The organism is Vibrio kyushuensis (assembly GCF_050337325.1).
In the GTDB taxonomy this organism is placed as follows: domain Bacteria; phylum Pseudomonadota; class Gammaproteobacteria; order Enterobacterales; family Vibrionaceae; genus Vibrio; species Vibrio kyushuensis.
In genome coordinates, this window is the sequence record NZ_JAKJSV010000002.1 from 1,134,935 (window position 1) to 1,147,081 (window position 12,147).

Consider the following 12,147-nt stretch of genomic DNA (forward strand, 5'->3'; position numbering starts at 1 on the left):
TATGGCACTAAATGAAGTGCACATTTCTAGTTTAGTGGTGCATGTTGCCCCTGAGCATCTAGATACGATTAAAGCTCAAATCGAAACATTCGATAATGCTGAGATATATGGAGATAGCCCAGAAGGAAAAGTCATTGTGGTTTTGGAAACTGAAAACCAGGGATTTGTAACAGATACCATCGACGCTATTAACAATTTACCAAACGTTCTAAGTACTGCATTGGTGTACCACCAGATTGAATCAAACTTAGACGATACGGATATAGACACTGGAACTAACCATTCCCACACTGAGGGTGAAGTATGAAAATGACAAGACGAGCGTTTGTGAAAGCAAACGCTGCAGCATCAGCAGCTGCAGTTGCAGGCGTAACATTGCCAGCAACAGCAACGAATCTGATTGCTAGCTCCGATCAAACAAAAATCACATGGGATAAGGCGCCTTGTCGTTTCTGCGGTACAGGCTGTTCCGTACTTGTTGGTACTCAAAATGGTAAAGTTGTAGCCACACAAGGTGACCCAGAATCACCAGTAAACAAAGGCTTAAACTGTATCAAGGGTTACTTCCTTTCAAAAATCATGTACGGAAAAGATCGTCTTGAGCAACCGCTACTTCGTATGAAAGATGGAAAGTACGATAAAAACGGCGATTTCGCTCCAGTTTCATGGGATCAAGCATTTGATACTATGGCTGAAAAATGGAAAGAGGCCCTTAAAAAACATGGACCTACTGGTGTCGGTATGTTCGGTTCAGGCCAGTGGACAGTAATGGAAGGTTACGCTGCAGCCAAAATGATGAAAGCGGGTTTCCGTTCTAATAACATCGACCCTAATGCCCGTCACTGTATGGCCTCTGCTGTAGGCGCATTCATGCGTACATTTGGTATCGATGAACCAATGGGTTGTTACGATGACTTCGAGCATGCTGATTCTTTCGTGCTTTGGGGTTCAAACATGGCAGAAATGCACCCGGTACTTTGGACTCGTATCACCGACCGCCGCCTAAGCCACCCACACGTTAAAGTTAACGTACTATCGACTTACTATCACCGTTCTTTCGAGCTTGCGGATCAAGGTTACATCTTTGAACCACAAAGTGACTTGGCAATTGCCAACTTTATTGCCAACTACATCATCGAAAACGATGCTGTAAATTGGGACTTTGTTAATAAGCACACTAACTTCAAGCAAGCGACAACTGACATTGGTTACGGTCTTCGCGACGACGACCCACTACAGATGAAAGCAGCGAATCCAAACGTTGGCGCAATGAAGCCGCTTGATTTTGAAGGCTATAAAGCGTCTGTAGCTCCTTACACGGCAGAGAAAGCGTCTGAGATGTCAGGTGTCTCGGTCGAGAAACTTATCGAGCTCGCTAAACAATACGCCGATCCAAATATTAAAGTAATGTCGCTTTGGACGATGGGTATGAACCAACATACTCGTGGTGTTTGGATGAACAGCTTGGTTTATAACATTCACCTGCTTACGGGCAAGATTTCAACTCCGGGTAACAGCCCGTTTTCACTAACTGGCCAACCGTCTGCTTGTGGTACCGCTCGTGAAGTTGGTACTTTCTCTCACCGTTTGCCTGCTGATATGGTTGTGGCGAACCCTAAGCACCGTAAGATTGCAGAGAAAATCTGGCAACTACCTGAAGGCACCATTCCTCCAAAGCCTGGCGCTCACGCCGTTGCTCAAGACCGCTTGCTAAAAGATGGAAAAATCAACGCTTACTGGATCATGTGTAACAACAACCTTCAGGCCGGTCCAAATATTAATAATGAACGTCTGCCAGGATACCGTAACCCAGATAACTTTATTGTTTGTTCTGACCCGTACCCTACTGCAACAGCGCAAGCTTCAGACCTTATCCTTCCTACAGCAATGTGGATTGAGAAAGAAGGGGCTTACGGTAACGCTGAACGTCGTACCCAAGCTTGGTATCAACAAGTAGGTACAGTTGGAGAAGCAAAATCTGACCTTTGGCAGATCATGGAGTTCTCTAAACGCTTCAGCATCGAAGAAGTTTGGGGTGAAGAACTTCTAGCGCAAGCTCCACAATATCGTGGCAAATCAATGTACGACATGCTGTTTAAAAACGGCGAAGTTGACAAGTACCCTATTGAAGAATCTCGTGAGCTAAATGACGATGCTCATGCTCAAGGTTTCTATGTACAAAAAGGCTTGTTTGAAGAGTACGCAGAATTTGGTCGCGGTCATGGCCATGATTTAGCACCTTACGATACTTATCATCATGTTCGCGGTTTACGTTGGCCTGTTGTTGATGGTGAAGAAACACTTTGGCGTTATAAAGAAGGTTCTGACCCATATGCTAAAAAAGGATCTGGTTGGGACTTCTATGGTAAACCAGATGGTAAAGCACTGATCATTTCAGCGCCTTTCGAACCTGCACCTGAATACCCTGATTCAGAATTTGACCTTTGGTTATGTACTGGTCGAGTACTAGAGCATTGGCATACAGGAACAATGACTCGACGCGTACCTGAGTTGTACAAAGCGGTCCCTGATGCTCTGTGTTACATCCACCCAGAAGATGCAAAAGCTCGCGGTTTACGTCGTGGTGATGAAGTTCTTATGGAAAACAAACGTGGTGAAGTACGTGTTCGTGTTGAAACACGCGGCCGAAACCGTCCACCAAAAGGTTTGGTATTCGTACCATTCTTTGATGCACGAATCCTCATTAACAAACTGATCTTAGACGCAACTGATCCTCTATCAAAACAGACGGACTTTAAGAAGTGTCCAATCAAGATCACTAAGGTTTCTTAATAGGTAAATTTTCACTTACTAAGAATGAGAACGTATGGCAGTTGTTTACTTAAAAAAGCCAACAACTGCCAATCAAAGGATTAGCCATTAGGCGGAGAAATGAACATGAAAAAACTGATTACGGCTCTATTGTCAGTTGGTCTTTTATTTACTGGTGTAGCTCAAGCAGAAAGTGACAACCCTGGCGGTATCGGTGGCGTTGAATCACTACGTGGTGCAAGTGAACTAGAAGTAACACGCCCAGCTGATGATTTTAAAAAATTCCCAAGAGAACAAGTATTAGACAGTGAATATGTCTATCAGCCACCTCTTGTACCCCACTCAATCAGAAGCTACGAAGTTTCACTGAATGCAAACAAATGTTTAGCGTGTCACAGCTGGAAAAACGCGAAAGAGATGGGCGCAACTAAGATCAGTGTGACTCACTATGTCAACCGTGAAGACGCAGTACTTGCAGATGTGTCGCCTCGTCGATACTTCTGTCTTCAGTGTCACGTTCCTCAAGCAGCCGCTAAACCACTGGTTGAGAATGAATTTAAACCTGTTGACTCGTTACGCTAATCGTAGCCTGAGTGGAAGAGAGGCTATTTTATGAAATTACTTAAAGCGTTTTGGAAGCGACTATCGAGCCCAAGTAAAGCAGCGGTTGGCGTTGTGTTATTTATGGGTTTCGCAGGTGGCTTGCTGTTCTGGGGTGCATTTAACACGGGTATGGAAGCAACCAACTCAGAAGAATTCTGTTCTGGTTGTCACGCACCAATTGTTAAAGAGATTCAAGAAACGATTCACTATTCAAACCGTTCTGGTGTTCGTGCAATCTGTTCGGATTGTCACGTACCTCATGAGTGGAGTGACAAAATTGTACGTAAGGTACAAGCATCAAAAGAGCTATTTGCTCACTTCGTGCTTGATACTATTGGTACCCAAGAGAAATTCGAAGACCGCCGAGCTTATTTAGCGGAACGAGAATGGTCGAGGTTTAAAAACAACGACTCACTTGAGTGTCGAAATTGTCACGAGTTTGAGTTCATGGACTTCTCGGAACAAAGCTCTCGAAGTGCTAAACAGCACTCAACGGCTTTAGCATCAGGTGAGAAGACTTGTGTAGATTGCCACAAAGGTATTGCACACAAACTGCCAGACATGCATGGTGTTGAAGGCTGGTAATAAGGAGTCAGAATATGAGTACACTAGAATCTGCTTTTTGGCATATTCTCGGCTACAGCGCGATGCCAGTTATTATACTTGCAGGTTTTGCAGGTGTCGCTGCGGTTAGTCTTTGGTTACTTTCGCTAGGAAAGGACAAAGAAGTTTAATCTTCGCTATTTGATTAACTAGCTAAAAAATAAAAGCCACCGTTTGGTGGCTTTTTTGTGTACGCAATAACTAGAAACGAAACACTAATAGATACAATTCTTTGCAGTGAGACTAGTTACTTGGGTAACCTTGTGGATTCGTTGATTGCCAACGCCAAGTATCTTGCGTCATTTGTTCTAACGTACGCTCAGCTTTCCATTCTAGCTCATTGATTGCCTTACTTGGGTCTGCCCAACATTCAGCGATATCACCAGCGCGACGTTCAACAACTTTATAAGGAACAGGCTTACCGGAAGCCGATTCAAAGGCTTTAACCATATCTAGAACACTGTAGCCATTTCCTGTACCCAAGTTGTATATATGAAGCCCTTGTTTCGTGCCCACTTTTTTAAGAGCAGCAACATGACCATCAGACAAATCCATCACATGAATATAGTCACGTACTCCAGTCCCATCTTTAGTTGGGTAGTCGTCACCAAATACAGAGAGAAATTCACGTCGACCGACAGCAACTTGGGATACAAAAGGCATTAAGTTATTTGGAATACCTTGCGGGTCTTCACCTAGTTCACCAGTTGGGTGTGATCCTACTGGATTAAAGTAACGTAATAAGGTGATACTCCAATCAGGGTTAGCATTTTGGAAATCCGTTAAGCACTCCTCAACCATTAGCTTACTACGGCCATAAGGGTTCGTAGCACTTGTTGGAAAGTCTTCAGTGATAGGAACTGAGGCAGGATCGCCATATACAGTTGCTGAAGAGCTAAAGACTAAGCTTTTAACGTTGGCTTCGCGCATCGCATCAACCAGTACCAACGTGCCATTGACGTTGTTATCGTAATACTCAAGTGGCTTCTCAACCGATTCTCCGACAGCCTTAAGTCCAGCAAAGTGAATAACGTGATCAATATTGTGATCCGTCATTACTTTTACGAGTAACGCTTTATCACGAATATCTCCCTGAACAAAAGTAGGACGAGAACCAGATACCTTCTCAATGCGCTCTAAAACACTGCTCTTGCTGTTATAAAGATTATCGAAAATGATCGGTGTCATATCCGACTCAATCATTTGAATGCATGTATGACTACCAATGTAGCCCATGCCACCTGTTACCAATACGTTCATGTCACCTAACCTTTAGCTAATTCTTAGTATTTGAAAACTTGTTTAAGTATATACAAACAAGTGTAGACCTCATAGAAAAATGCCTATCGCTTTGAAATTTCAACCACTTTTCTTTACTGTAAGAAGTCTTACTTGTTACTTTTATCACCTTTATTAATCATAGGTTTGGTTACTATCATTAAATAACGTGTAATGAGACTTTTGAATAGCAGCCAAACACTAGGTATAGCGATGACACAGACAACAATTACCTTGAATTGCGATATGGGCGAAAGCTATGGAGCTTGGACGATGGGATCTGACGAAGCAGTCATGCCCCATATCAATATGGCCAATATTGCTTGTGGATTTCACGCCTCTGACCCCAATATCATCAGCGATACTATTGATTTAGCTTTGAAATACGACGTATCCATAGGTGCACACCCTAGCTACCCTGATCTACACGGCTTTGGTCGGCGTTCAATGGCATTTGAACCTCAGCAGCTTTCTAACATCTTGATTTATCAGATAGGTGCAATGAAAGCGTTATGCGAAAGTAAAAATGCACAACTTGACTATGTTAAGCCTCACGGTGCTCTATACAATGATATGCAAAAAGGCGATCAAATCTTCGAGGCCGTAGTTGATGCCGTATCCTGTTTTCACATTCCACTAATGACATTAGCAACACAGCAAAACCAATCAAAGTTAGAAGTTGCCGACCGCTATGATGTTCCTCTGCTGTTTGAAGCCTTTATTGATAGAGCCTATCTCGCAAATGGTTTACTTGCACCCAGAGATACTCAAGGCGCAGTTCATACTCGCCACGAAGATATTCTTAATCAATTAAAGCAAATAGTGCATTATCAGAAAGTAACGACGCTCGATGGATTTGTGATTCCTATCGAAGCAGACACCATTTGTGTTCATGGTGATAACGAAGATTCTATTCAGCTTATCCAAACCATATCTCGCTTTATTAATGAAAACTAAACACTTTTGGCTTACTCACATCGACTCACTAGGAGGGCGTTATGTCTTTTCCTTACACTATTGAGCCTATCGCTGAGTGCTCGCTGTTAATTAAATTTAATGTAAAACCATCAAATGAATTGTCACTCTATATCGGTTCTTGTGCACGAGTACTGTCAGACACATTCCCTGATTGGTTGATGAATATCACGCCTTCTTACTGCACGATTCTGGTTGATTACCTTCCTCATCGCATCGCAATGAGTGCATTCATCCCTTTGCTTGAAAAATCCTTAGAGCAAGTTGACCTTCAAAATGCGTCATCGGATCCCATAATCCTTCTTCCTGCCTTTTACGACCCATCTGTAGGTCCTGATTTAGACATGTACTTTGAAGATGGCTTAACACTTGATGACATCATCACTTTTCATACCCAACAGGTGTATACCGTTTCCGCTATTGGTTTCTCAGCAGGGTTCGCTTTCTTAACTGACGTTCACCCTGCTTTGCAAAAGCCTCGGCTCGGCTCTCCTAGACTGAAAGTCCCTCAAGGAAGTATTGCGATTGCCAACAATCAAACCGCAGTTTATCCAGATCAGTCTCCCGGAGGTTGGAACATTATTGGTAATTGTCCTTACGAGTTGTACAACCCTAACAAAGAGCCAATGACGCCTTTCTCTATTGGCGCTACAGTCCAGTTTACGTCAATCTCTAGAGATAAATTTCTCGCGCTTGGCGGTAAAATTCCTCGTAAGGAACGACTATGAAACATCTTCATCAAGGGCTGAAAATCCACAAGCCTGGTCAACTGAGCCTTATTCAAGATTTTGGTCGATATGGTTTGAGCCACCTAGGCTTAACTCAAGGAGGCCCAATAGATGAATACGCATACAGCTGGGCAAATCACCTTTTAGCTAACCCTGTTAACAGTGCAACAATTGAAATAACGCTCGGACAAGCAGACTTTGAGGTTTTGAAGCCTTGCACCTTATCCATTGCTGGAGGAGAGCTGGGGGTAACCCTCGATGGTATTAAGGTTAGAAACTGGTCTACCTTCAATGCTCAGAAAGGTCAAAGACTCAAATTTGGCTTTGCTAAGAACGGCTTAAGGTCTTATTTGGCCGTTGTAGGTGGTTTTAATGTTAAGCAGCAACATGGAAGTTGTGCCACTGTCATGAGAGATCGCCTTGGGGGACAAAACGAAGATGGAAAACCAATAACACACGGCGACGTGATCTCTTTTAGTACGCATCGACAGCAACTTAAACCCAACTCTCTCACTTTCCGCTTCACACCAGATTACAACCTTCCACTTAAACTTAGGGTCATTGAAAGCTATCAACACAGCCAGTTCTCAAGTGACTCTATGACTGCTTTTTATCAACAAACCTTTTCGGTTAGCCAGCATATAAACCGGATGGGCTACCGATTGACTGATGGTAAAATAACACCCCCAGTGGGTGATATATTGAGTGAAGGTATAGCATTGGGAGCAATCCAAGTCCCCCCAAATGGTGAGCCCATCATTTTACTGAACGACCGCCAAACAATTGGAGGTTACCCAAAGATTGGTTGTGTTGCGCGAATTGATTTGCCTAGGCTTGCTCAAGCAAAACCAAGGCAAGCCGTTCAATTTGTAAAAGGTGATCTGAAGGGATTACAAGACGTATGGTGCCAGTGGGCTCGATTTTTCGGCTATTGATTGTATTTAGAATTGATTTCTTTCTAATTACACTTTAAGCCCACATAACATAGAAAGTCTTTTTTCTGCCTTGCTACGAGCCCGTCAGCATTGCTAGTTCTATTGGATAAGAACGTGCGGCTGCAAGTTCCTTAGCTTTTGTTTCAACATCTTGATAGCTTAACGAAAGCGAAACAGGATGTAGTTCTTCAACACTTGCTTTTGTATCTTGCTTCAAACCCCAGTTAGTCACGAGTTTTCTTGCTGCTTCTAACGCAGAAGACCCTTTTACCACTTCAATTCGAGCATAGTTTTGAGGTTCAAAACTTACATCTGTAGATCGCAATGTTGAATCTGTGCCTGGAATTTGCTGGGCGCCATATAACGGTTTAGCCACCATTTCTGCCGAGCCAAAAGATGGTATAAACTGTTCCATATGATGGACTGCTTTTAGAGTTCTTTCCGCCATAACATCGTCAGGCCAACCTGTATTGATCTTGCCTACTAATCGACATGGCAATTTAGGCTGTGCAGAGTCGGAGGTGGAAGATGCCAGACCATCCTTGAACAAGGTAATCTCCTCAGTCATTCCATGTAATTGGAAAATACCGTTTGCATAAGGAGTCAATTGCGCCATGCCTTTCGATGTGCCTCTTGGTCCATGAAAAATAACTTCTGGCCATTGCTGTTCACACGATGCCCACTTAGTAAGGTAGGCCGCTTTAAACTCCACCATACGTTTACGCTGATAATCTGCTTTATCATCAACGGTACCCGTTTGATAACCACAAGCATTGACTAAGTAGTCGCAGCGTATTTGCTTTGTCTCATGCTCTGAATCCTGGTAGGTCAATAGCCAACTACCTCCGTCGAATTGCGCTCGAATTAAGGTTGTTTGGGTCATCACTTCACACGATTTAACCTGTTCAAGAATTAAACTCGCACTCGCGGCCAAACGAAACACACTCCAACCATACTCTTGTACCGCGATTACCGGATACTTCAAGGCATCGAGGTTGGTATGTTGAGCGAATGGGATTACCCAATCATCTAGCTCGATTGGATTTTCACCTTGCTGTTTTTGTCGAAGTTTGACTAACTGAGATTTACTGTAGGATTTGAAATAGTGTTCTGGCTTTCCTAGCACTTCATTTTTTGGATCACGCGTGATCAGCTTTTCATAACAATCTTTGATGATATCTAAGCGGTGTAAAATGTCATTGGGGTTACCCTCATCAGTCAGGGGAGTGGCAATGACCGTTGGTCGACGGTTGATTGTATGCGGGAAAAGTCGAACTGTATTTATCGATTGCTCTAGCAGTTCTAGACACTGCTGCGCCGATATTTCTCTATAGAGGTTACCACCAGCATGTAAATGGCAAATAGGAGGGCCGTTAACAAGCCCTTCACCCTTTTCAATTAGAGCTACGGAAATACCTAATTCACTTAAATGTACCGCAGCAGTAGAGCCGGAAACTCCACCACCAATAACGGCGACCTTAACGCGTTTTAAGCTCTGTACTTCATTTTCCATGACAAACATCAGTAATTTTATTCTGTGCGTATTTTAGAACCTTGTAACTCTTAATCAACCGATATTTGTAAGTAGTTATCAACATAATTTCCAAATATAAATGTTAAAAATAATCGAAAAAATGCTTGACGCATTAATTCTAAATACAATTTTTTACAGTCATGTGAATAACAACATTCTCCCAGATCATGTATTCAAAGGGCTCGGCTATGATCACACTTATCTACAGGCTAAGTTATCCAAAACTTTATCCACCGTTTTTGTGGATAACTGTTCAAAACGTTTAAGCAAATACTAATTAATCTCTTTGTTCATAGGGGTTAACAGTGTTTTAACTAAACTACCCACAACTACGAAAAGTGTGCAAAAAGCAATCAAAGGAAGAGCCAGCCATAGTGAATTATGCCAAGAAATGGGAAGTTCAAAGCCGAATTTCAAGATCGCAGCCACCACCAGTTCTGCACCTAAACTAGCAACAACCCCAGCAACCAATGCCATGAGCCCATATTCGGCCCATATCGTTCGTTTTATAAACTTATGTGTCGCTCCCAAAGTTCGATATAAACGAAGTTCTTGCTGTCGCTGGGCAATGCTAAGCTGCAGTAATGTGAAGATGAGCAACAACCCAGCCACCCCGCCTAATCCCGCTAGCAATGTTATTGCCCATACGAACTGTTGCAGCAATTTTTCAATTTTATTCCCCATCTCGCGAATATCCATCAAGCTAACCGTTGGATACTGACGAGATAAACGCGACAGTAGCGCTTCATTTTCTGGTTCTACTCGAAAACTAACCAAATAACTCGCCATATGTTGAGACATTAAATCTGGCGTAAAAATGAAATAGAAGTTTGGTTTCATTTCTCGCCACTCGACATGTCGTATGCTATTGACCGTCGCTTCTACTGCTTGTGCGCTCACAGTAAATGTCAGTGTATCACCAACCTCAATACCCAAGTCTCGCGCTACTTGTCCCTCTACGGATACGCCATTGTTTGTCGTCCACGCTCCATCTAATATTGGGTTGTAATCTGGTAAAGATTCCCCCCAAGTAAAGTTGAGTTCTCTTCTAAGTGCGTCGCTTTTCTCTTCGTCAGATTGACTAAGTTTTGCGTCCACTCCATTGATCTGAGTTAATCGCCCACGGATTATAGGGAAAGCCTGTGAACGTTCGATGCTATGCTCATCAAGTTCTGTTAGGTAGGGCTTGATCTCATGCTCTGAAATATTAAGTGCAAATGCGTTAGCAGCATTACTAGGAAGCGTTTGCTGCCAATCTTGCAGTAGATCGGTTCTTACTAGCCACAACGTCGCCATCAACATTAACGACAAGCCTAGAGCGCTATATTGCAAACCTGTCATAAATGGCGTTCGATGAATACGATTAAGCGCCAACTTATAAGCCGGAGACAGCGATATTTTAGCAAGCACTTTTGTAACCAAAAGGCTGATAATAGCCAAAATCAACAATATGCCGACAAGCCCCGCAAACAACATCCAAACTAGAGTATTCGTTGCGTAGTAGGTAAGTAGTGGAAGAATTGGAACAGCTATGAGCCCATAATATCGACGTTTCATTACAAATGAAGTGGTTGGCTGCATCGCTTGCGCAGCACCAATATCAAGTAAGTTCAGTAATGGAATCCCAAGCGCAGGAATAGCAATCAGTACACATGTAAACAGCGAAAGTATATAAGGTGATAGGCCATATGGGGGTAACTGTTCCGGCAGTACATCTACCAACGGTAGCCTTAACAAATACTCCAATAACACTCCAGAACTAAAACCAATCACAGTTGAAATCACAAGCAAGATGCTCATTTGAAGTAATAGCCAACGAGTCAGCCAGTGCTTTGTTGCGCCTAAGCTTTTAAGCATTGCAATCGTAGTTCTTCTTGATGCCACGTAGTTCTGACAGGTTAGAACTAACGTAGCTGCTGCCATCAAGATCACGATAGCGACACTAAGCGACAAGTACTGGGTAGTATTGTTGAATACGTCACTTGTTCGGCTTGCTGTATTGGTGTCCTTCCAACGTTCACTTGCCGTCAGTTCCACTTGTTCTTTCAGCAGTTCAAGAGGTGTAGATTCACCGTTGATATACAATTGATATCGAACTCGACTGCCTAGCTGGATTGCTCCCGTTTTATTGATATCTGAGTAGTGAATCAAAACCGTTGGCATCTGCTGGAATGGATTAAAAGAGAGGCCAGGCTCTTCAGCGATGGTGCCCGTTACGATAAAGTCAGCATCACCAATTGCCAATGTATCGCCAATCTCAACATTGAGCTGAGCGAACAACCTTTTATCAAGCCATAACTGGCTTTCTTCGACATGGTTTTTCTCTTCATTTTTTGCCGATAATCGCATTGTCCCGCGTAGCGGATAGCTGCTTTCCATTGCCTTAACCGAGACTAGTTGCATTTCGGTGTCGCTAAATGCCATAGTCGCAAAGCTTGTGACACGACCAACCTCAACCGGAGTCTCACCAATGGCGGCTTCCAATGACTCAGGAATAGGGTTCGAGGATTGAAAAACTAAATCTGCGGTTAGTGCCTCTTTCCCTTGCTTTACCACAACTTGTTCAATGCGTTCAGCAAGTGCTGATAATGCAAACACGCAAGCAATGATCAAAGAGAGTGACAACATTATAGGCCAAAGTTGGCCCTGCCTAATCTCTTTCACGCTCCAACTCAATAACCAAGCATTATTAGAAATTGGCGTTGTTCGATTCAAAGAA

General features: G+C 43.1%; 11 protein-coding genes. 8 read left to right on the plus strand and 3 right to left on the minus strand.

The window, feature by feature from the left end; all coding sequences use genetic code 11:
- Position 1: 1 nt before the first annotated feature.
- The 5 genes from L4D20_RS04980 to L4D20_RS05000 all read left to right on the plus strand — a co-directional run bounded on the left by L4D20_RS04980 (position 2) and on the right by L4D20_RS05000 (position 4,109).
- Positions 2-307 carry a chaperone NapD gene (locus tag L4D20_RS04980; protein ID WP_428800439.1) on the plus strand — a complete coding sequence of 102 codons (306 nt, stop codon included), beginning with the start codon at positions 2-4 and terminating at the stop codon, positions 305-307.
- On the plus strand, positions 304-2,793 hold the full coding sequence (gene napA / locus L4D20_RS04985) for a periplasmic nitrate reductase subunit alpha (RefSeq protein WP_428800440.1): 2,490 nt from the start codon (positions 304-306) through the stop codon (positions 2,791-2,793). The genes L4D20_RS04980 and napA overlap by 4 nt, the downstream gene beginning before the upstream one ends.
- Before the next feature lie 105 nt (positions 2,794-2,898).
- Entirely contained in the window at positions 2,899-3,354 is a 456-nt protein-coding gene (locus L4D20_RS04990; protein WP_428800441.1) for a nitrate reductase cytochrome c-type subunit, read from the plus strand.
- 30 nt (positions 3,355-3,384) lie between these two features.
- Positions 3,385-3,960 (plus strand): NapC/NirT family cytochrome c, encoded by a 576-nt coding sequence (locus L4D20_RS04995; protein ID WP_428800442.1) that lies wholly within the window; start codon positions 3,385-3,387, stop codon positions 3,958-3,960.
- A gap of 14 nt (positions 3,961-3,974) precedes the next feature.
- Positions 3,975-4,109, plus strand: a complete 135-nt coding sequence (locus tag L4D20_RS05000; protein ID WP_428800443.1) for a TIGR02808 family protein — start codon at positions 3,975-3,977, stop codon at positions 4,107-4,109.
- Between the two features lie 112 nt (positions 4,110-4,221).
- Here L4D20_RS05000 and galE read toward each other — a convergent pair whose 3' ends face one another.
- Positions 4,222-5,238 carry a UDP-glucose 4-epimerase GalE gene (galE, locus tag L4D20_RS05005; protein ID WP_428800444.1) on the minus strand — a complete coding sequence of 339 codons (1,017 nt, stop codon included), beginning with the start codon at positions 5,236-5,238 and terminating at the stop codon, positions 4,222-4,224.
- A 231-nt stretch (positions 5,239-5,469) separates the two neighbouring features.
- Between galE and L4D20_RS05010 the strand changes: the two genes are divergently transcribed.
- Genes L4D20_RS05010 through L4D20_RS05020 form a run of 3 tightly spaced genes read left to right on the plus strand, consistent with a single transcriptional unit; the run spans position 5,470 to position 7,894 of the window.
- Positions 5,470-6,213 (plus strand): 5-oxoprolinase subunit PxpA, encoded by a 744-nt coding sequence (locus L4D20_RS05010; protein ID WP_428800445.1) that lies wholly within the window; start codon positions 5,470-5,472, stop codon positions 6,211-6,213.
- 41 nt (positions 6,214-6,254) lie between these two features.
- Positions 6,255-6,959, plus strand: a complete 705-nt coding sequence (locus tag L4D20_RS05015; RefSeq protein WP_428800446.1) for a 5-oxoprolinase subunit B family protein — start codon at positions 6,255-6,257, stop codon at positions 6,957-6,959.
- Positions 6,956-7,894 (plus strand): 5-oxoprolinase subunit C family protein, encoded by a 939-nt coding sequence (locus L4D20_RS05020; RefSeq protein WP_428800447.1) that lies wholly within the window; start codon positions 6,956-6,958, stop codon positions 7,892-7,894. The genes L4D20_RS05015 and L4D20_RS05020 overlap by 4 nt, the downstream gene beginning before the upstream one ends.
- A 73-nt stretch (positions 7,895-7,967) precedes the next feature.
- On the opposite strand, the gene L4D20_RS05025 is transcribed toward L4D20_RS05020, so the two are convergent.
- Positions 7,968-9,407, minus strand: a complete 1,440-nt coding sequence (locus L4D20_RS05025; protein WP_428800448.1) for an FAD-dependent oxidoreductase — start codon at positions 9,405-9,407, stop codon at positions 7,968-7,970.
- Between the two features lie 294 nt (positions 9,408-9,701).
- Positions 9,702-12,143, minus strand: a complete 2,442-nt coding sequence (locus L4D20_RS05030; protein WP_428800760.1) for an ABC transporter permease — start codon at positions 12,141-12,143, stop codon at positions 9,702-9,704.
- Positions 12,144-12,147 lie beyond the last annotated feature (4 nt).

Excerpts from the sequence above, each read along its gene's own strand:
- L4D20_RS04990 (WP_428800441.1), top strand. The coding sequence starts at position 2,899 with ATGAAAAAACTGATTACGGCTCTATTGTCAGTTGGTCTTTTATTTACT.
- L4D20_RS05000 (WP_428800443.1), top strand. The coding sequence starts at position 3,975 with ATGAGTACACTAGAATCTGCTTTTTGGCATATTCTCGGCTACAGCGCG.
- napA (WP_428800440.1), top strand. The coding sequence starts at position 304 with ATGAAAATGACAAGACGAGCGTTTGTGAAAGCAAACGCTGCAGCATCA.
- galE (WP_428800444.1), bottom strand. The coding sequence starts at position 5,238 with ATGAACGTATTGGTAACAGGTGGCATGGGCTACATTGGTAGTCATACA.
- L4D20_RS04995 (WP_428800442.1), top strand. The coding sequence starts at position 3,385 with ATGAAATTACTTAAAGCGTTTTGGAAGCGACTATCGAGCCCAAGTAAA.
- L4D20_RS05020 (WP_428800447.1), top strand. The coding sequence starts at position 6,956 with ATGAAACATCTTCATCAAGGGCTGAAAATCCACAAGCCTGGTCAACTG.
- L4D20_RS04980 (WP_428800439.1), top strand. The coding sequence starts at position 2 with ATGGCACTAAATGAAGTGCACATTTCTAGTTTAGTGGTGCATGTTGCC.
- L4D20_RS05025 (WP_428800448.1), bottom strand. The coding sequence starts at position 9,407 with ATGGAAAATGAAGTACAGAGCTTAAAACGCGTTAAGGTCGCCGTTATT.
- L4D20_RS05015 (WP_428800446.1), top strand. The coding sequence starts at position 6,255 with ATGTCTTTTCCTTACACTATTGAGCCTATCGCTGAGTGCTCGCTGTTA.
- L4D20_RS05010 (WP_428800445.1), top strand. The coding sequence starts at position 5,470 with ATGACACAGACAACAATTACCTTGAATTGCGATATGGGCGAAAGCTAT.